25 protein-coding genes are annotated in these 24,819 nt (G+C 74.4%); 9 read left to right on the forward strand and 16 right to left on the reverse strand.

All coding sequences use genetic code 11. The annotated features are described in order from the left end of the window. Positions 1-112 precede the first annotated feature (112 nt). The 6 genes from ABZ836_RS20410 to ABZ836_RS20435 form a co-directional block, all read right to left on the reverse strand. A complete protein-coding gene (locus ABZ836_RS20410; RefSeq protein WP_361144060.1) occupies positions 113-1,147 on the reverse strand; it encodes a 7-epi-alpha-eudesmol synthase in 1,035 nt (344 codons plus the stop codon). 231 nt (positions 1,148-1,378) lie between these two features. Further along, on the reverse strand, positions 1,379-1,690 hold the full coding sequence (locus ABZ836_RS20415) for a DUF4235 domain-containing protein (protein WP_356133178.1): 312 nt from the start codon (positions 1,688-1,690) through the stop codon (positions 1,379-1,381). A gap of 49 nt (positions 1,691-1,739) precedes the next feature. Next, positions 1,740-2,750 (reverse strand): glutathione S-transferase C-terminal domain-containing protein, encoded by a 1,011-nt coding sequence (locus ABZ836_RS20420; RefSeq protein WP_361144064.1) that lies wholly within the window; start codon positions 2,748-2,750, stop codon positions 1,740-1,742. A 341-nt stretch (positions 2,751-3,091) separates the two neighbouring features. Next, positions 3,092-4,033, reverse strand: coding sequence for a hypothetical protein (locus ABZ836_RS20425; RefSeq protein ID WP_361144067.1), 942 nt, complete (start codon positions 4,031-4,033; stop codon positions 3,092-3,094). Positions 4,034-4,190: 157 nt separating this feature from the next. Beyond that, complete coding sequence (locus ABZ836_RS20430; protein WP_361144070.1) at positions 4,191-4,766, reverse strand: DUF4232 domain-containing protein; 576 nt, start codon at positions 4,764-4,766, stop codon at positions 4,191-4,193. Positions 4,767-4,857: 91 nt separating this feature from the next. Beyond that, entirely contained in the window at positions 4,858-7,266 is a 2,409-nt protein-coding gene (locus tag ABZ836_RS20435) for a SpoIIE family protein phosphatase (RefSeq protein ID WP_361144073.1), read from the reverse strand. A 245-nt stretch (positions 7,267-7,511) separates the two neighbouring features. Here ABZ836_RS20435 and ABZ836_RS20440 point away from each other — a divergent pair, with 245 nt between their 5' ends. After that, entirely contained in the window at positions 7,512-7,757 is a 246-nt protein-coding gene (locus ABZ836_RS20440; protein ID WP_356133188.1) for a hypothetical protein, read from the forward strand. Positions 7,758-7,760: 3 nt separating this feature from the next. After that, positions 7,761-8,138 (forward strand): toxin Doc, encoded by a 378-nt coding sequence (locus tag ABZ836_RS20445; protein ID WP_356133190.1) that lies wholly within the window; start codon positions 7,761-7,763, stop codon positions 8,136-8,138. 23 nt (positions 8,139-8,161) lie between these two features. Here ABZ836_RS20445 and ABZ836_RS20450 read toward each other — a convergent pair whose 3' ends face one another. The 8 genes from ABZ836_RS20450 to ABZ836_RS20485 all read right to left on the reverse strand — a co-directional run bounded on the left by ABZ836_RS20450 (position 8,162) and on the right by ABZ836_RS20485 (position 16,849). After that, the gene (locus ABZ836_RS20450) at positions 8,162-8,302 is read right to left on the reverse strand and encodes a CDGSH iron-sulfur domain-containing protein (protein ID WP_356133344.1); all 141 of its coding nucleotides are present in this window, start codon (positions 8,300-8,302) and stop codon (positions 8,162-8,164) included. A gap of 118 nt (positions 8,303-8,420) precedes the next feature. Beyond that, positions 8,421-9,089, reverse strand: a complete 669-nt coding sequence (locus ABZ836_RS20455) for a HemK2/MTQ2 family protein methyltransferase (protein ID WP_361144077.1) — start codon at positions 9,087-9,089, stop codon at positions 8,421-8,423. Positions 9,090-9,193: 104 nt separating this feature from the next. Next, on the reverse strand, positions 9,194-10,225 hold the full coding sequence (locus ABZ836_RS20460; RefSeq protein ID WP_356133194.1) for an iron-containing redox enzyme family protein: 1,032 nt from the start codon (positions 10,223-10,225) through the stop codon (positions 9,194-9,196). 49 nt (positions 10,226-10,274) lie between these two features. Continuing rightward, positions 10,275-10,472 carry a hypothetical protein gene (locus ABZ836_RS20465; RefSeq protein WP_361144080.1) on the reverse strand — a complete coding sequence of 66 codons (198 nt, stop codon included), beginning with the start codon at positions 10,470-10,472 and terminating at the stop codon, positions 10,275-10,277. A gap of 101 nt (positions 10,473-10,573) precedes the next feature. Then, positions 10,574-13,480: an NHLP bacteriocin export ABC transporter permease/ATPase subunit gene (locus ABZ836_RS20470; protein ID WP_361144083.1), complete on the reverse strand. Its 2,907-nt coding sequence runs from the start codon at positions 13,478-13,480 to the stop codon at positions 10,574-10,576. Next, entirely contained in the window at positions 13,481-15,718 is a 2,238-nt protein-coding gene (locus ABZ836_RS20475) for an NHLP family bacteriocin export ABC transporter peptidase/permease/ATPase subunit (RefSeq protein WP_361144086.1), read from the reverse strand. Continuing rightward, positions 15,715-16,521, reverse strand: coding sequence for an HlyD family efflux transporter periplasmic adaptor subunit (locus tag ABZ836_RS20480; protein WP_361144089.1), 807 nt, complete (start codon positions 16,519-16,521; stop codon positions 15,715-15,717). The genes ABZ836_RS20475 and ABZ836_RS20480 overlap by 4 nt, the downstream gene beginning before the upstream one ends. A 112-nt stretch (positions 16,522-16,633) precedes the next feature. Then, positions 16,634-16,849 carry a type A2 lantipeptide gene (locus ABZ836_RS20485; RefSeq protein ID WP_356133203.1) on the reverse strand — a complete coding sequence of 72 codons (216 nt, stop codon included), beginning with the start codon at positions 16,847-16,849 and terminating at the stop codon, positions 16,634-16,636. A gap of 534 nt (positions 16,850-17,383) precedes the next feature. Here ABZ836_RS20485 and ABZ836_RS20490 point away from each other — a divergent pair. The 5 genes from ABZ836_RS20490 (at position 17,384) to ABZ836_RS20510 (ending at position 21,930) form a co-directional block, all read left to right on the forward strand. Continuing rightward, positions 17,384-18,844, forward strand: coding sequence for an aldehyde dehydrogenase family protein (locus ABZ836_RS20490; RefSeq protein WP_361144092.1), 1,461 nt, complete (start codon positions 17,384-17,386; stop codon positions 18,842-18,844). A 147-nt stretch (positions 18,845-18,991) separates the two neighbouring features. Beyond that, complete coding sequence (locus ABZ836_RS20495) at positions 18,992-20,077, forward strand: S-(hydroxymethyl)mycothiol dehydrogenase (RefSeq protein WP_356133207.1); 1,086 nt, start codon at positions 18,992-18,994, stop codon at positions 20,075-20,077. Continuing rightward, positions 20,077-20,706, forward strand: a complete 630-nt coding sequence (locus ABZ836_RS20500; protein WP_356133209.1) for an MBL fold metallo-hydrolase — start codon at positions 20,077-20,079, stop codon at positions 20,704-20,706. Before ABZ836_RS20495 ends, ABZ836_RS20500 begins: the two co-directional genes overlap by 1 nt. Positions 20,707-20,943: 237 nt before the next feature. Continuing rightward, a complete protein-coding gene (locus ABZ836_RS20505; protein WP_361144096.1) occupies positions 20,944-21,660 on the forward strand; it encodes a L,D-transpeptidase in 717 nt (238 codons plus the stop codon). 66 nt (positions 21,661-21,726) lie between these two features. Continuing rightward, positions 21,727-21,930: a hypothetical protein gene (locus ABZ836_RS20510; RefSeq protein WP_356133213.1), complete on the forward strand. Its 204-nt coding sequence runs from the start codon at positions 21,727-21,729 to the stop codon at positions 21,928-21,930. Positions 21,931-22,008: 78 nt separating this feature from the next. Here ABZ836_RS20510 and ABZ836_RS20515 read toward each other — a convergent pair whose 3' ends face one another. Continuing rightward, entirely contained in the window at positions 22,009-22,431 is a 423-nt protein-coding gene (locus ABZ836_RS20515) for an OB-fold domain-containing protein (RefSeq protein ID WP_361144099.1), read from the reverse strand. Positions 22,432-22,528: 97 nt separating this feature from the next. Next, positions 22,529-23,230, reverse strand: coding sequence for a TetR family transcriptional regulator (locus ABZ836_RS20520; protein WP_356133216.1), 702 nt, complete (start codon positions 23,228-23,230; stop codon positions 22,529-22,531). A gap of 110 nt (positions 23,231-23,340) precedes the next feature. Between ABZ836_RS20520 and ABZ836_RS20525 the strand changes: the two genes are divergently transcribed. Beyond that, positions 23,341-24,171, forward strand: coding sequence for a hypothetical protein (locus ABZ836_RS20525; RefSeq protein WP_356133218.1), 831 nt, complete (start codon positions 23,341-23,343; stop codon positions 24,169-24,171). A gap of 125 nt (positions 24,172-24,296) precedes the next feature. Continuing rightward, positions 24,297-24,782, forward strand: coding sequence for a flavin reductase family protein (locus ABZ836_RS20530; protein ID WP_356133220.1), 486 nt, complete (start codon positions 24,297-24,299; stop codon positions 24,780-24,782). The last annotated feature ends 37 nt before the right edge of the window (positions 24,783-24,819 follow it).

Below are 24,819 nucleotides of genomic sequence, written 5' to 3' on the forward strand. Positions count from 1 at the left end.
GTGCGGGCCCCGCCCCCCCCCCCCCGGGGGGGGGGCCCCCCCCCGGCCCCCCCCCCCCCCCCCCCCCCCCGCCGAGTCGTCCGCGGTGCCGGACCCCTCGGCGACCGGCGGGTCAGCCCACCGACAGCAGGTCGTCCACCGAGCCCCGGCCCGCCCGCTCGGCCGCCGCCGCCAGGGTGTCCTTGTCCGCCGCGTAGCGGCCGGTGACCAGGGCCCACTCGTAGTTGCCGTTGATCCAGTGCTGCACGGCCTCGACACCCATCCGGGTGCGCAGGCGCTCGTCCTCCGTCAGCGCCAGCTCGTCGCACATCGCGGGCACCCGGGCCTCGAGCGCCAGGTACTCGGTCAGGCAGGCGGCGGTCATCCGGTACGCCTCGTCGGCGGCCTCCTCCCACGAACAGCCCTGCTCCCGGCGGAGCACGGCGATGAGGTTGTGCCCGTCCCCCCGGCGCCGTTCCCGCTCGAAGGAGTGGATGTCGTTCATGAAGCCGATGACGTCCGCGGCCAGGTCCCGCATCCGCTCCATGACCGGGTGCGCCTGCACCTGGGCCGGGACCTCGAAGCCGCGGCTGCGCTCACCCGCGTCGATGCTGTGGTGGATGCCCACCGTGCGGCGGCGGAACTCCGCGTACTCCTTCACCCCGAGCGTGCCCTCCAGGCCGGCGGCCGCCAGGTCGACCTCCTCGCAGTGGGCGGTCAGGAATCTGCCCCAGGAGGCGGCGAACCGGGTCTGCCAGGTGAGGGACATGCCGCGCGACAGCTGCGCCCAGACCTCCGCCCACGCCTCGGTGATCGGACACACCACCCGCGGCGCCGTCCCGGCGGGGCGCAGCGGCGTGACGATCAGCTCGCGCGCCACCTCGGTTATCCGGTCGGCCCGGTCCGGCCGGTTGGCGTCGAACTGGTCGTCGAAGAGGAAGGCCAGCGAGAACCAGTTCATCAGAACGGTCATGTCCTCGGCCGAGGCGTACGGATAGGTACGCGCCGCCGCCTGCGGCAGATCCCACGAGCAGTACTCCTCGAACCCCGCCTCGCTGCGGACCAGCCCCCGGTCACGGACCCAGCGCAGATGCCGTTCCCTGGCGTACTCCAGGTGCGGGCTGACCGGCGTGGAGAAGGGGAGGTCGAACGTGACGTCCTGAGGCATGGGGGGTCCTTTCGGGACGGAAGGGGGCTCAAGTGCGTTTCAAATCGGCCAAGTTGAAACGCGAGCCGTTTCGAAGCTGCCCTTCCGGTCAGGCGCGCATACCCCTCGGACATGTGACCCGGATCACTCTCGCGCGTCACATGCCGGAAGAGAGAACGCACCCCCGAACACGAGGAACCGGGGCCCCGGGACGAGTCCCGGAGCCCCGGCGGCGGGGCGGGCGGGCCGGTGTCAGTCCCGGCCCTGGCCCTTCGCCTTCTCGGGCCACACGCCCGTCCTGCGCTCCAGCGCCTGGGCGCTGCTCCGGTCGATGACCGCCCGCACCAGGGCGAAGATGGCGCCCTGGATCGCGGCGGCCAGCAGGATCTCGCCCCACCGGCGGTCCCGGTCGAGGGCGTCGGGGGCGTTGTCCTCGTGCTTGATGGCCTTCCACGTCTTCTGGAAGGCGGCGGTGGCCAGCCGTCCACCGCCCCAGCTGACCGCGAATCCGAGCGGCTTGTAGACGGTGGGCAGCGTCTGCTTCTTCTGCGCGTAGGTGGCCAAGAGGTCTCTCCTTGTGTTCTCGCGGTCGTGTCCGAGGTCGCCGGGCCGGTCAGGGCCGCCCCGACGGGGGAACCTCCTCGCCCCGCGGCACCGGGCCGGGGGGCGTTCCGTCGCCGAACGGCCGGCCGCCGAGCTGCTCCCGGTGGTGCGGGGTCAGCCAGGCCGACAGGTCCGGTCCGAGTGGCACCACCTGGGTGGGGTTGATGCCTTGGTGCACCACGTAGTAGTGCCGCTTGATGTGGTCGAAGTCGACCGTGTCGCCGAACCCGGGGGTCTGGTACAGGTCGCGTGCGTAGGCCCAGAGCACCGGGTTCTCCGCCAGCTTCCACAGGTTGCACTTGAAGTGACCGTGGTAGACCGGGTCGAAACGTACGAGTGTGGTGAAGAGGCGGATGTCGGCCTCGGTGACGGTGTCGCCCACCAGGTAGCGCCGGCGCTCCAGCCGCCCGGCGAGCCGCTCCAGCCGGTCGAAGACCGCGCGGCACGCCTCCTCGTAGTCGGCCTGCGTGGTCGCGAAGCCCGCCCGGTAGACACCGTTGTTGACGTCCCGGTAGACGCCCTCCATGACCTCGTCGATCTCCGCCCGCAGCGGCTCCGGATACAGGTCCGGCGCCCCCTCCCGGTGGTGGGCCGTCCACTCGGTGGCGAGGTCCAGGGTGATCTGCTGGAAGTCGTTGGTGACGAGCTTCCCGCTCGGCACGTCGACGATCGCCGGGACGCTGACGCCGCCGGGGTAGTCCCTCTCGCGCCGGTCGTAGGCCTCGTGGAGGAACCGGATGCCCAGCACCGGGTCGCGGTCGTCCGGGTCGAGGGTGAAACGCCAGCTCCGGTCGTCCTGGATCGGGTCGGTGACCGCCAGCGAGACGGCGTCCTCGAGCCCCAGCAGGCGCCGGGAGATCACCGCGCGGCTCGCCCAGGGGCAGGCCCGGCTGACCACCAGCCGGTAGCGGCCCGGCTCCACCGGCCAGCCGTCCGCGCCGTCGGCCGTGATCCGGTCCGCGAAGTGGCTTCGCGACCGCTTGAACTTCTTGCGGCCGTACTCGGCGTTCCCCTCGCCCATCTGCGTCCGCCTTCCCGGGTGGCCTCCGCGGACCGGCAGGTCCGCTCCCAGGGACGCGTTCCCCCTTTTTCGTGATCGGCACCGTGCCGGGGCGACGGGGAACCGGGCCGGCCCGCGGCCGAGGGGCGTCCGCGGGAGGCGGGGGAGGGGAGGAGGCGCCGGGGGCCGCCGCGCGAGGAGCGGGCGCAGACGCTGGTGGGCCCCGCCACGACGGGGGAGCGCGGCGGGACCCGACAAGCGTCTGCCCCGCCCTCAGGGCTTCATGCGTGACGGCCCCGGGGAAAACCCGGGGACAGCCGGAAATCACCCCTGCGGGCGACACCCGGCCGGAAGGCGCGCGGTCACCCGGCGCAGGTGACGGTGGGCCCGGCCACCATGCCCCCGGTGCGGAAGGTCTGGCCCTGGGGCATCCAGTACCCCAGCTTCGACACGACGGTCGAGCACGTGCCGGTGGTGGTGGCCCGGACGACGACCGTGGAGGGGTTGCCCGGCTGGAGGTCGGTGAGCGCGCAGTCCAGCGCGTGGTTCAGACGCTTCTTCGACGGGTGGCGGCCGATCAGCGGGTTGACGCACCGCGGGTCCTCGGTGGTGAGGCGGACACCGGACTCCTCCTCGCCGATCAGCCCGAACCGTCCGCTGCCGTCACCCGCCTCGCTGTCCCGGTGGACGGTGTACGTCAGCACCGTGGTGCGCCCGGGGCGCAGCCGCTCCCGGTCCACCACGATGCGGTGCGTCGGTTCCCGCAGCGGCTGGGTGAGGGTGAGCGGTGCGCTCACGTCGCCCGCCAGGTCCACACCCTCGGGCGTCGAGCGCACCCGCACCTCGGCGGTGATCTCGTACGTGCCCGGGCCGGGGTAGTCGGCGGAGCCGGGCAGCGTGCCCCGGGCGACCACCTCGCCGTCGCGGCGGGCGGTCCAGGTGCCCGAGGTGCGGCAGGCGCGCGTCTCCCCGCCGGCCGTGCAGGAGGCGGGGGCGGACAGGGCCAGCGAGGGGCCGCCGGTGGAGGTGCACAGCGAGACCGAGGCGCTCCGGCCGCCCGCGCCCTCCAGCACTCCGGCCGGCGCGCACAGGGTCTCCGGGGCGGGCGCCGCGGCGCCCGGGGCGGTCGGCGTGGCGGAGGGCGAGGGCGCCGCCGCGCGGGCGGGCCCGCGGCCGTCGGCGGGCGGGGAGCCCGGCAGCTGGGCGACCGCGGTCAGCGTGAGGCCCACGGCTCCCACGGTCAGCGCGACACGGGCCCGCCGGGTGAGCGGGGTACGGGACGGCGGGGTCGGCGATGTCGGCACCGGTTCCTCCGGGGGTCAGCGGCGTCGGGTCCGCCGACGAGCATGGCCCCCCGGTGCCCCGCGGGCCGCCGCCGGGCACCGGACACGCCGCCCCCTCACCTGGGGGCACCAACGACGGGCCGCCGAGGCGCGCACACCGTCCCGTCCGGCGCCCCGGCTAGCGGCCCGTCCGCGAGGTGAACGCCGTCACCGAGAGCGTCGTCCTGCCCGAGACCGGCACCTTGCCGCCCTCCCAGCGCACGCTCAGCGGCCTGTGCTCGTCCGGAGGGGTGATCAGCAGCGTCTCCGGGACGGCGGTCCTCGCGTCGGTGAGCTCCGGGTTGGAGTACGACAGCGCGGCCCAGGCGCTCTCCCCGGGAGCCAGGGTGACCCTGGCCGCCGGCGCGTCAGGGATCCGCTCGGGGTCCGGCCCCAGCTGCCCGCCCCCGGCGTCCGTGAACGCCGCGCCGGGGTAGCCGCGCAGGAAGCAGGCCTTGCCCGACTGGTTGGTGAGAGCCACCGAGAAGGCGCGCTGCCCCGCTCCCGCGTCGCCGGGGCCCACCGACGCCGACAGGCCGGAGGTGCGGCACCGGGTGGTGACGGCGGCCGGTTCCGAGCCGGTCGCCGCGGCCGGGCCGGCCGGCGACGCCTCGGACTCCCCGCCCCGGCAGCCCGCCAGGAGCAGCTGGGCCGGGAGCAGGGCGGCCGCCGTCCACAGAGCGCCGCGGTACCGCTTCGCACGCGAGATGCCCATGGTCGTCCACACTCCCCGGAGAACGTCGGGACGGATGTCCCGTCATCGTCCTCCCGAGGACCGGATTCGGAAAGACCGCCTCCGGGACGCGCTACTCGCCCTCGAGCAGCGTCAGTTCGGCCCAGATCGTCTTGCCCTCCGGGGTGTGCCGGGTGCCCCAGCGCTGGGTCAGCTGGGCCACCAGCAGCAGACCGCGGCCGCCCTCGTCGAAGGTCCGGGCGCGGCGCAGGTGCGGGGCGGTGTGACTGGTGTCCGAGACCTCGCAGATCAGGGTGGAGGCGCCGTGGATCAGCCGCAGCCGGATGGGTCGGGCCCCGTACCGGATGGCGTTGGTGACCAGCTCGCTGACGACCAGTTCGGCGGTGAAGGTCGCCTCCTCCAGCCCCCAGTGCTCGAGCTGCTTCACCGACTGCTTGCGGATCGCCGCGACCAGGGCCGGATCGGCGGGGATGTCCCAGGTGGCCACCTTGGACGAGGGCAGGCCGCGGGTGCGGGCCAGCAGCAGCGCGACGTCGTCGGCCACGTCGCCCTTGGGGAGCAGCCGCGCCAGGATGTGCTCGCAACTGGCGTCCAGGGACTCCGCGGGCTCCGCCAGCGCCTCCTGGAGCCGGGCGCGGCCGGTGTCGACGTCCTGACCGTGATGCGTCACCAGACCGTCGGTGTAGAAGGCGAGGACCGTGCCCTCGGGCAGTTCCAGGTCGGCCACCTCGAAGGGCAGCCCGCCCACCCCCAGCGGAGGGCCGGCCGGCATCTCGACCGGCTCGGGCAGGCCGCCCGGGCGGACGATCAGGGGCGGATGGTGCCCCGCGCGGGCCATGGAGCAGCGCCGGGACACCGGGTCGTAGACCGCGTACAGGCAGGTCGCGCCGACCTCGCCCGGACTGCCGTCGTTGCCCGCCTCCTCGGAGAGGCGGACGACCAGGTCGTCCAGATGGGTCAGGAGCTCGTCGGGGGCCAGGTCGATGTCGGCCAGGGTGCGCACCGCGGTGCGCAGACGGCCCATGGTGGCGGACGCCTGCACGCCGTGGCCCACCACGTCGCCGACCACCATCGCCACCCGCATGCCGGAGAGCGGGATGATGTCGAACCAGTCGCCGCCGACGCCGCCCGCCCGGGCCGCCGGCAGATAGCGCGAGGCGGCCTGCAGGGCGGCGGTGACCGGCAGCGAGCGCGGCAGCAGGCTCCGCTGGAGCGCCAGCGCCACCTCCCGCTCCCGCGAGTAGCGGCGGGCGTTGTCGATGCAGACGGCGGCCGTCGCCGCGACCTCCTCGGCCAGCAGCACGTCGTCGCGGGAGAACCGCTCCTGGTGCCGGTGGCGGGCCAGCAGGGCCACGCCGAGGATCATGCCGCGGGCCCGCAGCGGCACCGCCAGCGCCGAGTGCAGCCCGACCTCCACCACCCGGCGGGCCAGGCCGTCGCGGTAGGCGAAGCGGCGCGCCATCCCCTCCGGCGTGTCGGTGACGATCAGCGTCCTGGCCTGGCTGAGCGCGTCGGACTGCAGGGTGGTGCCGGGGTAGGAGTCCAGCTCGCCGATCTCCGGGAAGGCGTCCGCCCGGCCCAGCACCGAGCGGTCGGCCGCCCGGCGGAGCTTCACCGGCACCCCCGGCGAGGGCGGCTCCGAGGGCGGGTCGCCGCCGTGCTCCGGGTCGAGCAGGTCCACGCTGACGAAGTCGGCCAGCGCCGGCACCAGCACGTCCGCGAACTCCTGCGCGGTCCGGCGGACGTCCAGCGTGGTGCCCACCCGGGTGCTCGCCTCGTTGACCAGCTCCAGACGCTCCCGGGCCCTGAGCTGCTCGGTGAAGTCGTGGGCGGCGAGCGAGACGCCGCAGACCGCCCCCGAGCCGTTCAGGACCGGGGCCATGCTGGTCAGCCAGGCGCGGATCACCCCGCTCCCGCCGAGCTGCGGCAGGTACGTCCGCACCGAGTAGTGCTTGCCGGTGTCCAGGACCTGGCGCATGGTCTGCTCGACCTCGGCCAGTTCCTCGCGCCCGCCGATCTCGGTCACCCGCAGACCGCGCAGCCGTTCGGCGGGGGCGCCCATCACCCTCGCCATGTCGGTGTTCATCGCGCGCAGGCGCAGACCGGCGTCGAAGACCGCCATCGCGCAGGGTGACTGCACCAGCTCCACCGTGGCCAGCGGGTCGTCCGGCTGCAGCGGCCGGGAGGTCTCGCCGACCGGGGCGACGATGACCCACCGGCCCGGCCGGTCGCCGCGCGGCGGTCTGCGGTGGGCGATCAGGCCCACCGGCACGGTACGGCCGTCACAGTGGCGCACCGGGACCGTCGAGACGAGCCGCTGCTCGGAGGCCGCGTCGCCGGTGAGGAGGCCGCCGCAGCCGCCCCCCGGGGCGCACAGCGCGGAGACCGGGCCGCCCACGACGTCGCTCGCGGTGTGGCCGAGGAGCCGCGTGGCTCCCTCGTTCCACTCGAGCACGACGCCGTCGTCGTCGACGACGACCCGTGCCGTCGCGGCATCGTCGAGCGGATTGACCGGGCTCATGGTCGGCACTCCATCGAGGGCACATTCCGTGACCGTCGCGTCACGTCGGTCCCAGCGTAGTCGTTCGGACACGGGCGCGTGCCGCCGCCTTGGGCCGGGCGGGCGGCGGTCCGGTCCCCGCACGGGCGGCGGGCGGCCGCGGCGCCCCGCGGCCGTCCTCCTCGCGGTACCGGCTCGAAAGGACGTTCCCACTGCTCTGACCTGCGGATATTTACGGCCGGTCGGGTCGGCGGTACCTTGGCGCCATGCCAGCACTCAATGTCGAGTTCAGCGACCGCGAGCTCGAGGACCTGCGGCAGATCGCCAAGGAGCGCGGTACCTCCATGAAGGCCCTGGTCCGCGAGGCGGCGGCGGCCGACATAGCCCGTCACCGGGCGCTCCAGGAGGGCGCCGAGGCGTTCCGCCGCTTCTTCACCGCCCACGCCGCCGAGTTCGCCGCCGCCTTCCCCGACGACGAGCCGCCCCTGCGGGGAGCCGGGCGGGCCGCCTGACCCATGGCCGCCGTCCTCCACATCGACGTGCCCTGGCTGCTGCAGCGCCACGAGGAGGTGCTGCCGGACCAGCCGACCATCACCGACTTCTCCGCCCTGGTGGCCGCCGTGGCCCGGCACCGGGTGGACCCGCCGCGCCTCGGCGTCGACTCCGACCCGGCCTGGCGCGCCGCGGCCCTGCTGCACACGCTCGTCGTGCTCAGGCCGCTGCCCGCCTCCAACGCCCGGTTCGCCTGCGCCACCGCGGTCGCCTACATGTACGCCAGCGGCGCCGGCATCGACCCGCCGTACGGCGCGCTCGTCGACCTCGCCCGCGACCTGGTCACGGGCAAGGCCGACGTCTACGCCGCCGCCGACCGCCTGCGGGAGTGGCAGCTGTGACCCGGCGGCGGCGCGGGCCACGGTCAGCGCCGCCTTCGGTGGCTGGTGTCGCACCACGGGTAGCGCTCGCTCAGCCGGCAGGTGCACAGGGCCACCCGGAACCGGTCCGAGGACGCCACCGTGCCGTCCTCCAGCTCCACCTCCACCGGTCCCTCGACCAGCATCGGCCCCCGGCGGGGCACCACGATCCGTCGCGCCTCGGGCGCCCGCCCGGCCGCCGTCCGGCCGTCCGCCGTCCGGCCGTCCGCCGTCCGGCCGTCCGCGGCCGGGGCGCCGGTCTGCTCACTCGGGTCGTTCGGCACGGACCACCACCAGTTCCTCCCGCTCCGCACGGGCCTGCTCCGGGGAGATCAGCCCCCGGTGCCGCAGCCAGTTCACCCGGTCACGGAGCACCGGCCCGAAGGCCACCTGCCGCCGGAGCGTCACGGACGCCTTGAGCCCGGCCGCCCGCAGCCGCTCCTCCGTGGCGGCGGGACCGCACAGCGCGGAGTGCACCATCAGCAGGACGCCGCCCGGACGCAGCAGGTCCGGGGCCTCCCGGCAGATCCGGTCGACCACCAGCCGGCCGTCGTCCCCGGCGTCCCACGCCCGCGCCTCGCGCGGCCGCCCGCGCAGACCGCCCGGGGGCGTCGGCACGTACGGGGGATTGGCCGTGATCACGTCGAACGCCTGGCCCCGCACCGGTGCGAACAGGTCGCCGCGGACCGCGCGCACCCGGACGCGGTGCAGCAGGGCGTTGATCCGGACACCGGCCACCGCGCGGCGCGAGACGTCCACGGCCGTGACCTCGCCGCCGCGCCGGGCGGCCGCCAGGGCCAGGGCGCCCGAGCCGGTGCCCACGTCGAGCACACGGGCGCCCGGGGAGAGGGCTTCGTCGTCCAGGGCCTCGAGAAGGAGGCGGGTGTCGTCCTGGGGCGCGTACACGCCGGGGATCACCAAAGGTCGCTTCACACGGGCCGAATACCCAGGTCGGGCCGGTGCATGGCCGAACTCCGGGTCACCGTCACCCGGCCGGTTCCGTCCCTCGGCGCGGCCCGCGCCGGCCACCGCCCCGCTCACGCGGAAGCCCCGACCGGCTCGGCGAGCGGCGAACGCAGCGCCGTGCGGTCCCCGCGCCAGCGGTCCATGACGTGGTCGGCCAGCCGGTCCTCCAGGAACACCGTCGCGTCGATGCCGAACACGACGTCGGCCTCCAGGTACGGCTCCTCCTCCAGCAGGCCGCCGATCACCTCGTGGCGGACCACCTGCTCGTGCACCGCGTCCGCCTCGACGTGCTCGTCGTAGAAGAACTCGGCGGCCGGTCCGGCGCCGGTGCGGCGCATGGCCTCCGCCAGGCGACGCGACCCGGGCGAGGAGGTGATCTCCACGGTCGCGAAGTGGCCCACCAGCGCGCCCCGCAGGGCGCGGTGCAGGCCCAGCAGCGACATCAGGTTGACCACGGCCAGGGCGGGGGCGGGGGCGGGGTCGAGGTAGCGGCCGTAGGCGGTCTCCAGGCCCAGGTCCGCCATCAGGTCGGCGAAGAGCTTGGCGTGCACCCGCTCGGCACGGCCGCCGCCGAACTCGTCGAACTCCACCGAGACCATGGCCGCCTTGGCGCGCCCCCACAGCCGGGGCAGCACCCAGGCGTGCGGGTCCGCCTCCTTCAGGTGGTACACCGACCGCATCGCGGCGTACTCCCGCAGGTGGCGCAGCTCGCCCTCGTCCCGCAGGAACCAGGTGACCCCCGTGCCCTCCGACGGCTCCACCAGGAGCTCCTTCACGGCGGACCGCACGTCCCCGTGCACCGGCACGTCACGGCGCAGCGCCGCGAGGAACCGGTTCTCCATCGCCCGGCGCACGGCCAGCAGGTCCGGGTCCCACTCCAGGGCCGGGTCCACCCCGGCGAAGCCGCGGTAGTGGAGTTCGTAGCAGCAGTAGAGGGCCAGCTGGAGGTCGTCCCCGTACGGGTCGGCCTCCTCGGCGAGCGCCGTCGGGGGCGGCGGGCCCTCGCCGCGCAGCAGGGCGAGGACGCCCGCGGACAGCGGGCCCCGGGAGGACGGCAACGCGGGTGCGTGCAGGTCGTGAAGATCGTCGCGGTCGTGACTCATGCGGCCCGGGTACCCGCCGCGACGCCGGGTACCCGGGCGGACCGCCAGGTCAGCGCTCCTGCCGCGCCTGCTCCTGGGCGGCGGGGTTCGGTGACGTCGCGTCGCCGGCCTCACCGGAGCGCTCCTGCCCGTCCTGGCTCCGGCCGTCCGCGCGGGCGGCGGCCTCCTCGGCCTCCCGGAACGCCTCGGCCAGCGCGGTGCGCGGCTGGTCGTCCTCGCGGTCGCGGTCGCTGTGGTGATGGTTCACCGTCGTCTCCTCGGTCTCACAGGTGTCTGCGTGTCGTGCCCCCGGAGGGGGCGGACCTGCGGGTACCCGGCACCGCCGGGAACAGGCGCGGACTCCTCCGGCTACGCCATCTGGCGGCGCACCAGCTCGTGCAGACGCCCGCCGGTGTCGGCCAGCAGTTCCGCCGGGGACCCGGTCTGCGCCACCCGCCCGTCGTCCATCACGATCACGCGGTCGGCGTCCATCACCGTGGACAGGCGGTGCGCGATCACCACCCGGGTGGCCCGCAGCGCCCGGGTGCTCTCGATCACCCGCCGCTGGGTCTCGTTGTCCAGGGCACTGGTGGCCTCGTCGAGGAAGAGGATCCGCGGCCGCCGGATCAGCGCCTGGGCGATCATCAGGCGCTGCCGCTGACCGCCGGAGAGCGATCCGCTGCCGGCCACCAGGGTGTGCAGCCCCATCGGCATCTGCCGGATGTCGTCGCCCAGCCCGGCCAGCTCCGCCGCCTCCATCACGTCCTCGGGGGTGTACGGCTCGTGCCCGCGGACGACGTCCAGCACCGACCCGGTGAACGGCTGGGCGTGCTGCAGCACCACCCCGCACTGCCGCCGCACCGCCGCCCGGTCCAGCGCGGCCAGGTCCTGACCGTCGTAGAGGACGCTCCCCGAGGCCGGCCGGTCGAAGCCGATCAGCAGCCTCAGCAGCGTCGACTTGCCGCAGCCGCTAGGACCGACGATCGCCACGAACTCGCCGGGACCGACCTCGAAGGACACGTCGTCGAGGACCGGCGGCCCGTCGTCGGAGTAGCGGAACGACAGCCGCCGCGCCTCGATCGCCCCGGAGAGCCGCCCCGGCGGGGTGCTCGCCCGCCGCACCTCCGGCACCGCGTCCAGCACCGGCCGCAGCTCCTCGAACAGCGGCAGCGCCGCCACCACCGAGACCGCCGCGCCGGTCAGCTGGGTGACCGAGCCCAGCAGCATCGTCACCGCCGTGTTGAAGGCGAGGAAGTCCGCGGGCGGCATCGAACCCCGCGCCGGACCCGCCAGCAGCATGAACATCAGCAGCGAGCACACCGGGAGGGCCACCGAGCCGAGCACCGCGTTGAGGTTCTTGATGCCGCCCAGCCGCCGGTGCATCTCGCGGCTGCGCGCGAACTCGCCCGCCCAGGCCGCGTAGGCGTAGTTCTCGGCCGCCGCGACCCTCAGCTTGGGCAGGCCGCGCAGCGTCTGGAACGCCTGGTTGTTGAGCCTGTGGGTGAGCCGGACCAGCCGGCGCTGCCACCGCACCTGCCACAGGCCCAGCGCCAGGAACACCGCGGCGAGCACCAGCAGCAGGCCGATCGCGGCCAGCGCCATCCTCACGTCGTACCACAGCAGCAGCCCCAGGTTGACGGTGCCGACGGTCAGCGACTGGGCCGCCACCGGGCCCACGCCCGCCAGGAGCTGCCGGATCCGGCTGATGCCCATCGCCGCGCCGGCCAGCTCGCCGGTGGAGCGCCCGGTGAAGAACCCCGCCGGCAGCCGCAGCAGCCGGTCCCACACCGCGGGCTGGAGCACGGCCTCGATCCGGCCCTCCAGGCGGAGCATGGTGAGGTTCTGCAGCAGCAGGAACACCGCCGACACCACCGCGGCCACCAGCACGGCGGTGCAGGCCAGGGCGATCAGGTCGGTCCGCGCCTGCGGCACGTACGCGCCCAGCACCTTGCCGGTGACCACCGGCACCGTCACGCCCACGGCGACGGTGACCAGCCCGCCGAGCAGCAGCGCGGCCAGGTCGCCCCGGGCGCCGGACAGCACGAACCGGGCCAGCCGCAGCGGGGTGGTGCGCCGCTCGGGCAGGGGGCGGAAGAACATCACCGCGCGGGTGTCGTAGTCGCCGGCGTTCCCCGCGCCGATCCGGGTCTCCCGGCCGGTGGTCGGATGCACCGCGGCATAGCCCCCGCGCCGCCACAGCAGCGCCACCGGCGCGCCGGACAGCGCGCGAAAGCCCAGCAGCGGCCCGACGTCCTCCTTCCACCAGCGGCCCCCGCCCAGCCGCACGGTCCGCGTCCGCACCCGGGAGACGGCGGCGATCCGCTCCACCGGGTCCAGCCGTTCGGCGCCCGCGTCCCCGCGCGCCGGATCGGTCAGCGTGACGCCCGCCGCCCCGGCCACGAGCCGGCAGGCCGCCCAGGTGGCGTCCTCGTCGACGTCGGTGATCCGGCGGCGCGAACGGCCGCCGAGGGAGGCCAGCAGGGTGCGGTCGGCCCGGTCGCGGGCCTCCTGGCCCGCTCTGATGCCCGCCGCCGCCCGGCTCTCGTGGGTCCTCTCCCGCTGCTCGATCCACCGGTCCAGGGCGGAGAGCAGACGGAACTGCCGGTCGACCATGCCCTGCCAGAGGGACGGGTCCATCAGCAGGTCGGCGGCGGCCTCCGCGCCGTAGAGGGAACCGGGGGCGACACCGCCGGGCGGCACGTGCATCCAGAGGACGTCCTCGTCGGCCCTGCGCGCCAGGTGCTCCGCGGCCTGCTGGAAGTCCGGCCCGGTGGAGAAGCCCTCGGTGAACTCGGCGGTGAGGACCGCCGCCATCGGGGCCTGGAAGAGCACCGACAGGCCCCGTCCCACGCCGAGGGCCAGGGCGTGCTCCAGCGGGCCCGCGTCGGCGGCGGAGTACCCGGGGCTCAGGTGGAGCGGATTGCCGTACTCGTCGTACGTCCAGGTCCGCCCGGTGACCGGCTGGTACAGCTCGCGCAGCTGGATCCGGCGCACCGCGCAGTCCCGCAGGGGCCGCGCCACCAGCGTGTGCCGGGGGCCGGGGACCGGTCCGAGCAGCAGCGAGCCGGCCTCCAGCCGGCCCAGGTGGTGCCAGTGGCCCTGGCCCACCGCGTCCACCGCGAACACGTCGAGCGCTCCCGCGGCGACCAGCCACAGCACCTGCGGACCCTCCAGGTCGAGCCGGGGGCCGGAGCAGTCCACGGGGGCGCCCAGACCGTCGAGCGCCGCGAGACCGGTGTCCCGGAAGGCGTGGTCCCCGTCGTTCACGGACGTCATCTACCGCTCCCTGACCAGTTGTGCGTAGGCCCCGCCGGCGGCCACCAGCCGGTGGTGGGTGCCGCGCTCCACGACCGCGCCGTGCCGGAGCACCACGATCTCGTCGCTGTCCCGGACCGTGCTGAGCCGGTGGGCGACGACCACGCAGGCGCAGCCGCGGCGGCGCAGGCTGTCCATCACGACCAGCTCCGTCTCGGCGTCCAGCGCGCTGGTCACCTCGTCGAGGACCAGGACGCTGGGGCGGCGGACGAGGGCGCGGGCGATCTCCAGCCGCTGCCGCTGACCGCCGGAGAAGTTCCGGCCGTCCTGCTCGACCGGGCTGTGGATGCCGCCGGGGCGGCGCATCACCACGTCGTACAGGGCGGCGTCCTTCAGGGCGTCGACCACCGCCTCGTCGGGGACCGACGGGTCCCACAGCGCGACGTTGTCACGGACCGTGCCCTCGAAGAGGAAGACGTCCTGGTCGACGAAGGACACCGAGGCGGCCAGCGCGCCGCGCGGGATGTCCTCCAGCCGCCGGCCGTCGATCAGGATCTCCCCCTCCCAGGGGGCGTACAGCCCCGACAGCAGCCGCGCCACCGTCGACTTCCCGCTGCCGGACCCGCCCACCAGGGCCACCTGCCGCCCCGGGCCGACCGTCAGGTCGAACCCGCTGAGCAGCGGCTCGTCGAGCGGGCTGTAGCCGAAGGCGACGTTCCGCAGCTCGACGTGCCCGCGCAGGCGGCGGGTGGAGTCCTCGCCGCCGCGGGTGTGGAGCGGATCGGGCGCGAAGTTCTCCACGTCCTTCAGCCGGGCCACGTCGGCCGCGAAGTCCTGGATCCGCCCGGCCACCCCGTTGAGCCGGGTCAGCGGCGCGGTGAAGCGGGTGACCAGCGCCTGGAAGGCCACCAGCAGACCCACCGTGATGTGGCCCTCCACCGCCCGCAGGCCGCCGATCCAGAGGATCAGGGCGCTGTTGAGGGTGGCGAGCGTCGGCGCCACCACGCCGAGCCAGGCGGTGGGGACACCCAGGCGCTGCTGCTCCTCCAAGGTGATGGCGTGCTGCCCCGCCCACCTGCGGAAGTAGCCGTCCTCGCCGCCGGTCGCCTTCATGGTCTCGATGAGCTGGAGCCCGGTGTACGCGGTGTTGGTGAGCCGGGCGGAGTCGGCGCGCAGCTTGGCGGTGCGGGTCGCCCGCAGCCGGACGACCACCCGCATGGCGACCACGTTGAGCAGGGCCACCCCGACGCCGACGGCGGTGAGCTGCGGGTCGTAGGTGTGGAGGAGCACCGCGTAGAGCACCACGACCACCGCGTCCACGCCCGCGGAGGCGAGGTCCCGCGAGAGGGTCTCGGCCACCGAGTCGTTGGACTCCAGCCGCTGCACCAGGTCGGCCGGGCCGCGCTGGGAGAAGAAGGTGACCGGAAGCCGCAGCAGATGGCGCAGGAACCGGGCGCTGGAGAGCGTGGAGGAGATGATCCGCCCGCGCAGCAGGTTGCCCTGCTGGAGCCAGGTCAGTACCGCGGTGAGGAGCACGCAGGCCCCCATCGACGTGAACAGCACGCCCAGCAGCGAGGTCTGCCCGCCGATGAGGAAAGTGTCGATGTAGGTGCGGCCGAGGGCCGGGACGGCCGCGCCGACCAGCACCAGCAGCAGGCTCGCCAGCACCGCGGCCGGCAGCGCCCCCGCGGTGCCGCGCAGCCGGGCGGGCAGCGCGCCGAGCGCCCCCGGACGGCGACCGCCGCGCCGGAAGTCCGGGCCGGGTTCCATCACCAGCACCACGCCGGTGAAGCTGGTGTCGAAGTCCTCCAGGGGCACGAACCGCCGGCCCTCGGCGGGATCGTTGACGTACGCCCCGCGCCTGCCGAACCGCCGGCCCATGCCGTCGAGGACGACGTAGTGGTTGAACTCCCAGAACAGGATCGCCGGGGCCGCGACCCCGGCGAGGGCCGCGGTGTCCATCTGCATGCCCTTGGCGGTCATGCCATGACTCCGGGCCGCCTTCAGCAGGTTGCCGGCCCGCGAGCCGTCACGGGAGACACCGCAGGCGATGCGCAGCTCCTCGAGCGGCACATGGCAACCGTGGTGGCCGAGCACCATGGCGAGCGCGGCGGCGCCGCACTCGACGGCCTCCATCTGCAGCACGGTGGGGGTGCGCACGGGCCGGCGGCGCGACCGGCGGACCGGGGGCTTCCTCGGGGCGGCCCGGCGCCGGCCGCGGACGGGCGGCGCCGGTTCGTTCCGGGGCGGGGCGGTCACGGCAGGAGCCAATCGACGGGGTGCTGGTCGGCGACGCGGACCGAGGCGGTGGCTGGGGTCATGGAGTCGAGCCGGAAGGACGGGCCGTCCTCGGTGGACCAGGCGTAGCCGCTCCGCGTCGAGGACGAGCGGGTGAGCGCCACGGTGACGGCGACGGGCGCGCCGTCCTCGGTGAGCCGCGCGGCGAGCTGCGCGTCGCCCAGGAAGGAGGCGACGGCCCGCGCGGACCGGGCACGCCGTTCCACCGACGTCACCGTCCCGCGCAGCACCCCGTACCGGGAGGCGGGGGCGGTCTGCACGGTCAGGTCCACCCGGTCGCCCTCGCGGACCTCGGCGGCCCTGCCCGCCGGGACGTAGACGGTGGCCAGGAGCGGGGCGTCCGGGTCGGAGACCTTCTCGACCGCGGCCACGTCGGCGCCGGTCTGCAGGACCGCCCCGGCGGTCACGGCGAGGGCGGTGACCCGGCCGGCCTCGACCGCCCGCACCAGGGCGTCGCCCCCGGCCGTGCGCACCTCGAGGACCGGCGCCCCGGCGGCGAGCCGGTCGCCCTCCCCGGCGAGCACCTCGGTCACCTGTCCGGTGACGGGGCTCTGCAGGACGTAGCTTCCCCGCCCGTGCGAGAGCACGGCCGGCGCGCCGACCGTGGTGGTGACCGATCCGGTCACCGCCCACACGGAGGCGGCGGCCATCACGGCCAGGGTCACCGAGAGCGCCAGCCGGCCCTGCGGGCGGGCGAGCCGGGCGGGGAGCTCGAGATCCTCCGGTGACCGCAGCTTGTCGAGAGCCTGCTGGCGGAACTGCACGGGACTTCTTTCGCCTGTACGGAACCGGCGCCCCCGTGCGGGGGACCGGGACGGAACGCCGGGAGCCCCGGAACCGCGGGGCGGCTCCGGGACCCGGCGGCACCGGGTGCGATCAGAGGCCGTTGACCAGGCCGGTGATCGGGGCGGTGTTCAGGCCGGTGGCGCCCTCGAGCGTGGCGACAGCGGTGTTCAGGATGCCGGAGACCGGCACGATGCCGTCCACGATGCCCGTCACGGCGCCGAGGGTCTCGCCGACGAGGCCGCCGGAGACGTTGTCCAGCTCGGCGTCGGAGATCTCGGCGGTCTCGACCTGGGGGACGAAGCTCATGAGGGACTTCCCTTCGTAAGGACCTTCACAGGGGGAATCGCACCGCGTCCGCCGACGCCCGGACGGAGCCGGCGGGGACCTGCGGCGCGGTGGGATCAAAGCACGGCGCCGACGCCGCCCTCCAATCAACATCCCCCCTGAGCTGGGCATTCGGCCGGATGTCGGCGGGAAGCGTGAACCCGCCGTCACCGCTCGGTGATCGCATCCCCACAAGCGGCACGCCATGGCCGCGGACCCTTCGTACGTGGTCTTCCCGGAACGGGTCATTCCGGGCCGCGGCCCGCGGCGGGCGGTGCGGGGGAGGCGCGGGCGGTGCCCGCTTCGGGCAGCGGGTGTGCAGATTTCCTGGACCGGGGTTCCGGTGGCCCGGACGCTCACCGCCCGTGTGCGGGCGGTGGCGCGGCGTGGACGATGCCGGGGTCGGAGGCGGTGACGTCTTGACTTCCGATCGTCAGTACACGGAGCATGCCTGGACGGGTGAACACGTGTTCACCCGATCGCTCCGTACATCCACGAACGATGGGGAACCGCACCATGACCCTCACCCGTGACCTGCTGATCGGCGGCAAGGACGTGCCCGCCGCCTCCGGGCGGACCACCGAGGACGTCAATCCGTACACGGGTGAGGTGTACGCACACGTCGCCGCCGCCGGACCGGAGGACGTACGGCGCGCCGTGGACGCGGCGGACGCCGCCTTCGAGTCGTGGGCCGCGCTCCCGCCCTTCGCCCGCCGCGCCATCCTGCTCAAGGCCGCCGACATCATGGACGGCAAGGCGGAGCAGGTCGCCGCGATGATGGCGGACGAGGCCGGCGGCACCCGCCCCTGGGCCATGTTCAACGCCGGTCTCGGAGCCAACATGCTGCGCGAGGCGGCCGCCGCGGTGACCGCGCCCCGCGGCGAGGTCCTCAGCTCCCAGCAGGAGGGCGTGCTGGGCATGGCGGTCCGCGAGCCGCTGGGCGTCATAGCCGCCTTCGCCCCCTGGAACGCCCCGGTCATCCTCGGCGTCCGGGCCGTCGCCGCGCCGCTCGCCTCCGGCAACACCGTGGTGGTCAAGGCCAGCGAGGACGCCCCGGTCGCCTGCGCCCTCTTCGTCGCGGACGTGCTCCGCGAGGCCGGCCTGCCGGACGGCGTCCTCAACGTCGTCACCAACGCGCGCGAGGACGCCGCCGAGATCGCCGAGACGCTGATCGCCGACCCCCGGGTGCGTGCCGTCAACTTCACCGGCTCCACCGGCGTCGGCCGGATCATCGGCACCCACGCCGCCCGCCACCTCAAGCCCGCGGTCCTGGAACTCGGCGGCAAGAACGCCGTGATCGTCCTGGAGGACGCCGACCTCGACTACGCGGTCGACGCCGCCACCTTCGGCGTCTTCATGAACGCCGGCCAGATCTGCATGTCGGGCGACCGGGTCCTGGTCCACGCGTCGCTGGCCGAGGAGTTCTGCCGCCGTTTCGCAGCCAAGGTCGCCTCGCTGCCGTCCGGCGACCCGACCCGCCCGGAGACGGTGATCGGCCCGCTGGTCACCGCCGACGCCGCCCGCCGGGTGGCCGCCCTGGTCCGGGACGCCGTGGACAAGGGCGCCACCGTCCTCACCGGCGGCGGCGAACCCGAGGGCGCCGTCCACCCGGCGACCGTGCTCACCGACGTCCCGGAGGACGCCGACCTCTACTACGCGGAAGCCTTCGGCCCCGTGTGCGTGGTACGGACCTTCACCACCGACGACGAGGCCGTCGCACTGGCCAACGACACCGAGAACGGGCTCACCTGCGGCATCATCACCGAGAACGCCACCCACGGCCTGAACCTCGCCCGGCGGATCCGCACCGGCATCGTCCACGTCAACGACCAGTCCGTCGGCGACGAGCCGCAGGCGCCCTTCGGCGGCGTCAAGGCGTCCGGCTACGGCCGGTTCGGCGGGCGCTGGGGCATCGAGGCCTTCTCCGCCACCCGCTGGGTGACCGTCGCCACCGAGCACGCCCACTACCCCTTCTAGCCCCTCCCGCCGTGCCGGTCCGCCCCCCACTCCGGGGGCGGCCCGGCCCACGGCGATCCGTGCGACGGGCCCGACCGCTGCGCCTCGTGGGAGGCCGCGTGACGTACCGTTGGACGGCTGGTCAGGTCACCCACGAAAGGTCACTCCATGGCGCAGGAAGTACGCGGCGTAGTCGCCCCCGGCAGGAACGAGCCGGTGCGGGTCGAGACCATCCTGGTGCCCGACCCGGGCCCGGGCGAGGCCGTGGTGAAGGTGCAGGCCTGCGGGGTCTGCCACACCGACCTGCACTACAAGCAGGGCGGCATCGGCGACGACTACCCCTTCCTGCTCGGCCACGAGGCCGCCGGCGTCGTGGAGTCCGTCGGCGAGGGCGTCACCGACGTCGCCCCGGGCGACTTCGTCGTCCTCAACTGGCGGGCGGTGTGCGGCCGGTGCCGTGCCTGCCTGCGCGGGCGCCCCTGGTACTGCTTCGACACCCACAACGCCCGGCAGAAGATGACCCTGGCCGACGGCACGGAACTGACCCCCGCCCTGGGCATCGGCGCCTTCGCCGAGAAGACCCTGGTCGCGGCCGGCCAGTGCACCAAGGTGGACCCGGCCGTCTCCCCGGCCGTGGCCGGCCTGCTCGGCTGCGGCGTGATGGCCGGCATCGGCGCCTCCATCAACACCGGCGGCGTCGGCCGGGGCGACAGCGTCGCCGTGATCGGCTGCGGCGGCGTCGGCGACGCGGCCATCGCGGGGGCACAGTTGGCCGGCGCCGCGAAGATCATCGCCGTCGACATCGACGACCGGAAGCTGGAGACCGCCCGCACCTTCGGCGCCACCCACACCGTCAACTCCCGCAACGCCGACCCCGTGGAGGCGATCCGCGAGCTCACCGGCGGCTTCGGCGCCGACGTGGTCGTCGAGGCCGTGGGTCACCCGGAGACCTACCGGCAGGCCTTCTACGCCCGCGACCTGGCCGGCACCGTCGTCCTGGTCGGCGTGCCCACCCCGGAGATGCAGCTCGAGCTCCCGCTGCTCGACGTCTTCGGCCGCGGCGGCTCGCTGAAGTCCTCCTGGTACGGCGACTGCCTGCCGTCCCGGGACTTCCCGATGCTGGTCGACCTGCACCTCCAGGGCCGCCTGCCGCTGGACAAGTTCGTCACCGAGACCATCGAACTCACCGACGTGGAGAAGGCGTTCGAGCGGATGCACCAGGGTGACGTCCTGCGTTCGGTGGTGGTCCTCTGATGGTCGCCCGCATCGAACACCTGGTGACCTCGGGCCGGTTCAGCCTGGACGGCGGCACCTGGGACGTGGACAACAACGTCTGGATCGTCGGCGACGACCACGAGGCCGTGGTGATCGACGCCGCGCACGACGCGGAGGCGATCCTGCGGGCCGTGGGCGACCGCCGCCTGACCGGCATCATCTGCACCCACGCCCACAACGACCACATCGGCGCCGCCCCCGAGCTCGCCGAGCGCACCGGGGCCACGATCTGGCTGCACCCCGACGACCTGCACCTGTGGAAGCAGACCCACCCCGACCGGCTCCCCGACGCCTGGCTCGAGGACGGCCTGCGCATCGAGGTGGCCGGAACCGACCTCGAGGTGATCCACACCCCCGGCCACGCCCCGGGCGCCGTCTGCCTGCGCGCCGTCGGCCTGGGGGTCGTCCTCACCGGCGACACCCTCTTCCAGGGAGGCCCGGGAGCCACCGGCCGGTCCTGGTCCAGTTTCCCGGACATCATCGAATCCATCCGCGGGAAACTGCTCACCCTGCCGCCGGACACCAAGGTCCTGACCGGCCACGGCGACGCCACCACCATCGGCGAAGAGGCCCCTCACCTCGACGAATGGATCGCCCGGGGGCACTGACCGGCACACGGCGCCCTCGTCGGCCGGGGCACCGGCCGGCACAGGGCGCCCCCGTCACCCGGGGGCCGGGACGGTGAGCGCGGCACGCCCTCGCGGCGTGGCGCTCGTCTCCGGGCTTCCGGTGACGGTGCCGGTGATGTCATCATTTCCTCACCGACGTCTCCCACCCCCGGGCGCTCCTGGGGCGTGGACCCCTGTCGGCGTACCCGGCACACCGACAGAGGAAGGCTCCGGCTCATGGGGGACATCCGCAGACGGGCCGCGGCCCTGCTCACCGCCGTGCTCACCGCACCGCTCGCCCTCACCGTGGGCGCCGCACCGGCCGGGGCGGCGGAGACCGCGCCCGTCGCCGCCGCCGCCTGCACCGCCGGCGCGGGTCCCTACCAGCGGCAGGCCGAGCGCTTCCTCGGCCGCCCCGTGGACGGCCGGCAGTCGCGCGCCGACTGCGAGGCCGTCCGCGCCTTCCAGAAGAAGCACCTGATCACCCCCAGCGCGGGCTACGCGGGCCCGATCACGTGGCGCGTGATGGACCTCATGAACCGGCAGCGGGCGGCGGGAAAGAACCCCAACGCGGCGGGGCGCTGCCCGGTCGACAAGGGCCGCATCGCCTGCGTCGACCTCACCCGGCAGCTGAGCTGGATCCAGGACGGGCGCAAGCTGGTGTACGGCCCCGTCCCGGTGCGCACCGGCCGCGACGGCTACGAGACCCGCACCGGGCTCAAGAAGATCTCGTGGCGGAACATCGACCACGTCTCGACGATCTACCACGTGCCCATGCCGTACAGCCAGTTCTTCGACGGCGGCCAGGCCTTCCACTCGGTGACCATGAGCGTCTGGGCCCCGCCCGGCTCGCACGGATGCGTCAACATGACGCCCAAGGACGCCAAGAAGTACTGGAGTTCGCTGCGGACCGGCGACGAGGTCTTCGTCTGGGGCCGCAAACCCGGCACGTGATCATTGCCACGTCGGACAAGTGCGTTTTCGCCGGATTGCTCACATTGTCCCGGCGGCTCTCCCCGTATGCTTCACAACATGTCCACCACTCCTGAAACCGCCCGCCGGCGTACGGCGGCAGAGGTGAACGAGGAGATCCGGGACCTGTTGATGAAGTCCGGCGGCCGGCTCGACCACGAGCAGCGCCGCAGGTATCAGCGCCTGGTGGGGGAGTGGGCCGCCGCCACCCCGCGGCCCAAGCCCCGCCGCCGCCCGGCCCGCGCCTCCTGAACCCTTCGTGTCCGTTGCCCGTGTTCCCGCCCCGCGGGGACACGGGAGTCCGGTATCGGCCCCAGGACCGGCAGGGCGTCAGTGCCAGGACCGGTGCGTGTCCTCCGAGAGCTGGAAGACCGGCTCGCCCCGCACCGGATCCTTCGCCGTGACCAGCCGGACCCGGTCACCGGTGTGCACACCCGCCGGGGGGCCGGTCACCCGGCCGCGCACCACGAAGCCCTCGGCCATCTCTATCAGCGACACGTTCCGCGCCGACGGGGTGTTCCGGTGGACCACCGTCGACCGGAGTACCGTTCCGGCGCCCGCGCTGCGCTCCGTCACCAGGTCGCTCCCCGCGCAGACCGGGCACAGCAGCCGGTGGTACATCGCGGTACCGCACCAGGTGCACCGCTGGTAGCTCAAGGCCTCGGTCTCCTGGGTGCCGTGATCGAGCACACCCGTCGCGGAGGAGCCGGTGGCCGCGTGAGAGGCGAATCCTGACTGGAACACGACTGTCATCTCCCTGCGCTCGGACGGAATCCGAAGCGCGCGGCGCCCCCGCGCGCGAAGCACAGCGTATGGCACCCAGTGTCACACGTAAAGGTACTGCGTACCGTCATTCTTGGTGCTCCGGCCGGGGTTCCAGCGCGGACTCGACCTCCCGCACCACCCGCCACATCGGCGCCCTCCGGCGCGCCACCACCACGACCACGTCGTCGTCCGGGCGGTCCCGGTCCGCCCCGTCCCCGAAGGCCTCGCGCACGTACCCGAGCGCCCGGTCCACCGCCTCCCAGGCGTCGCCCTGCCCCTCCGACCGGAGCCACGACCGCAGCACGTTGTTGTGGGCCGCCACCACCGCCGCGGCGATCACGTCCGCCCGCAGCGCCCCGTCCGGGCGGTCGGAGAGCCGGTCCCGCAGGTACCCGGCGAAGGTCCGCTCGTAGCGCCACACCACCGACAACTCGTAGGCGCGCAGGCCGGGGACGGTCTTGGTCAGCCGGTAGCGCTGCACCGAGAAGGTCGGGTTGTCGGTGTAGAGCCGCAGCACCAGCCGGACCGCCTCGCAGACCCGCGCCACCGGGTCCTCGCCCTTGTCGCCCCCCGCGAGGAACTCGGTCACCTCGGCGAGCCGGCGCTCGTGGTCCGGGAAGACCACACCCTCCTTGGAGGGGAAGTACCGGAAGAACGAACGACGGCCCACCCCGGCCAGGGTGACGATGTCCTCCACCGTCGTCTGCTCGTACCCCCGCTCCAGGAAGAGCCGGAAGGCGGCCTCGACCAGCGCGTCACGCATCGGCGGCTTCGACGGGAAACTCATGCCGCGAACGTAGCACCGCCCACGGACCCGCGGCACCGCGTCCCCTCCGTGGGGGTACGGAGTGCACCGGCTAGGTTGACCTGCGCCGACGCCCGCCCGAGGAGTAGCCCATGCCCGCCGCCCGTCCCCGCCTGCTGCACGTCACCGACCTCGCCTACCCGGCCGCGGGCCGCCGCTACTGCGACGAGGACATCCACCTCTCCGCCCGGCTGGCCGAGGACTTCGACGTCGCCCTCTGCCACCCCCGCCAGGCCGCGGCCCTGATGGACTCCTTCGACGCCGTACTGGTCCGCAACAGCGGCCCCGTCCTCGGCCACCGGGACGCCTACCAGGACTTCCGGGAACGCGCGCTCGCCGCCGGCACCCTCGTCTACAACGAGCTCACCGGCAGGGGCGACATGGCGGGCAAGCAGTACCTGCTCGACCTCACCGCGGCCGGTCACCCCGTCATCCCCACCGTCGACCGCCCCGAGGACCTCGGCCGCCTGCCCGCCGCCGACGCCTACGTGGTCAAGCCCCGGCTCGGCGCCGACTCCGTGGGCCTGCGCGTCCTCGCCCCGGAGGAACTCGACGGCGTCGAGTACGGCGACGTCCTCGTGCAGCCCCGCGTCGACTTCGCGTACGAGGTGTCGTTCTACTTCGTCGACCACGACTTCCAGTACGCCCTGTACGCCCCCGACCCCGCCCGGCGCTGGGAACTGGTCCCCTACGAGCCCACGCCCGCCGACCTGGCGTTCGCGCGCCGCTTCGTCGAGTGGAACACCGTCTCCCACGGCATCCAGCGCGTCGACGCCTGCCGGGACGGGGACGGCAGGCTGCTGCTGGTCGAACTCGAGGACCTCAACCCCTACCTCTCCCTCGACGCGGTCCCCGCCGACCGCCGCGATGCCTTCGTCGACGCCCTCCGGGCCGCGCTGCACCGGCTCCTGCGCAGCGGCTGACCCGCGCCGGGCCGCCGCGCCCCGGCGCGCGGCGCCGGACCCGCCGCGCCCCGCCGCCCCTGGTGCGGCCACGGGTCCGGAGGAGGAGTGGGTTGGACCGGGGCTTCCGGGGCAGCAGGGCACGCATGCGATCCACCGACGCGTTCATGAAGCGGATCGACCCCGACATGTGCGTGGTGACCGCCGCCGCCGACGGGGAGCGTTCCGGCTGCCTCGTCGGGTTCTGGGCCCAGTGCTCCATCGACCCGCCGCGGCTCACCGTCTGGATCTCCAAGGCGAACCACACCTACCGCGTGGCGCGACGGGCCGAGCGTCTCACCGTCCACCTGCTCACCCGGGACCAGCACGACCTGGCCGCCCTGTTCGGCGGCCGGACCGGTGACGACGTCGACAAGTTCGCCGACGTGGACTGGCGGGAGGGGCCCGGCGGCAGCGTCGTGCTGACCGGTGCTGCGGCCTGGACCGTCGGTCTGGTCGAACAACGGCTGGACACCGGCGACCACGTGGCCCATGTGCTCGCGCCCGAGCAGAGCGGCGAGCGTCCCGGACGGCGCGGCAGTCTCCTCAGGCTCGGAGACGCCCTGGACATCGAGCCGGGGCACCCGGCCTGACCGGCCCGCCCGCCCGGACGGCACCCCGGCCCGCGCG

It is taken from the genome of Streptomyces sp. NPDC047130, assembly GCF_040643475.1.
Taxonomy (GTDB): Bacteria; Actinomycetota; Actinomycetes; order Streptomycetales; family Streptomycetaceae; genus Streptomyces.

What these genes read in the sequence shown, in the direction of transcription:
- ABZ836_RS20410 (WP_361144060.1), bottom strand. Translation starts at nt 1,147, where the DNA reads ATGCCTCAGGACGTCACGTTCGACCTCCCCTTCTCCACGCCGGTCAGC.
- ABZ836_RS20420 (WP_361144064.1), bottom strand. Translation starts at nt 2,750, where the DNA reads ATGGGCGAGGGGAACGCCGAGTACGGCCGCAAGAAGTTCAAGCGGTCG.
- ABZ836_RS20430 (WP_361144070.1), bottom strand. Translation starts at nt 4,766, where the DNA reads ATGGGCATCTCGCGTGCGAAGCGGTACCGCGGCGCTCTGTGGACGGCG.
- ABZ836_RS20435 (WP_361144073.1), bottom strand. Translation starts at nt 7,266, where the DNA reads ATGAGCCCGGTCAATCCGCTCGACGATGCCGCGACGGCACGGGTCGTC.
- ABZ836_RS20440 (WP_356133188.1), top strand. Translation starts at nt 7,512, where the DNA reads ATGCCAGCACTCAATGTCGAGTTCAGCGACCGCGAGCTCGAGGACCTG.
- ABZ836_RS20445 (WP_356133190.1), top strand. Translation starts at nt 7,761, where the DNA reads ATGGCCGCCGTCCTCCACATCGACGTGCCCTGGCTGCTGCAGCGCCAC.
- ABZ836_RS20450 (WP_356133344.1), bottom strand. Translation starts at nt 8,302, where the DNA reads ATGCTGGTCGAGGGACCGGTGGAGGTGGAGCTGGAGGACGGCACGGTG.
- ABZ836_RS20460 (WP_356133194.1), bottom strand. Translation starts at nt 10,225, where the DNA reads ATGAGTCACGACCGCGACGATCTTCACGACCTGCACGCACCCGCGTTG.
- ABZ836_RS20470 (WP_361144083.1), bottom strand. Translation starts at nt 13,480, where the DNA reads ATGACGTCCGTGAACGACGGGGACCACGCCTTCCGGGACACCGGTCTC.
- ABZ836_RS20485 (WP_356133203.1), bottom strand. Translation starts at nt 16,849, where the DNA reads ATGAGCTTCGTCCCCCAGGTCGAGACCGCCGAGATCTCCGACGCCGAG.
- ABZ836_RS20490 (WP_361144092.1), top strand. Translation starts at nt 17,384, where the DNA reads ATGACCCTCACCCGTGACCTGCTGATCGGCGGCAAGGACGTGCCCGCC.
- ABZ836_RS20495 (WP_356133207.1), top strand. Translation starts at nt 18,992, where the DNA reads ATGGCGCAGGAAGTACGCGGCGTAGTCGCCCCCGGCAGGAACGAGCCG.
- ABZ836_RS20500 (WP_356133209.1), top strand. Translation starts at nt 20,077, where the DNA reads ATGGTCGCCCGCATCGAACACCTGGTGACCTCGGGCCGGTTCAGCCTG.
- ABZ836_RS20505 (WP_361144096.1), top strand. Translation starts at nt 20,944, where the DNA reads ATGGGGGACATCCGCAGACGGGCCGCGGCCCTGCTCACCGCCGTGCTC.
- ABZ836_RS20510 (WP_356133213.1), top strand. Translation starts at nt 21,727, where the DNA reads ATGCTTCACAACATGTCCACCACTCCTGAAACCGCCCGCCGGCGTACG.
- ABZ836_RS20515 (WP_361144099.1), bottom strand. Translation starts at nt 22,431, where the DNA reads ATGACAGTCGTGTTCCAGTCAGGATTCGCCTCTCACGCGGCCACCGGC.
- ABZ836_RS20520 (WP_356133216.1), bottom strand. Translation starts at nt 23,230, where the DNA reads ATGAGTTTCCCGTCGAAGCCGCCGATGCGTGACGCGCTGGTCGAGGCC.
- ABZ836_RS20525 (WP_356133218.1), top strand. Translation starts at nt 23,341, where the DNA reads ATGCCCGCCGCCCGTCCCCGCCTGCTGCACGTCACCGACCTCGCCTAC.
- ABZ836_RS20530 (WP_356133220.1), top strand. Translation starts at nt 24,297, where the DNA reads ATGCGATCCACCGACGCGTTCATGAAGCGGATCGACCCCGACATGTGC.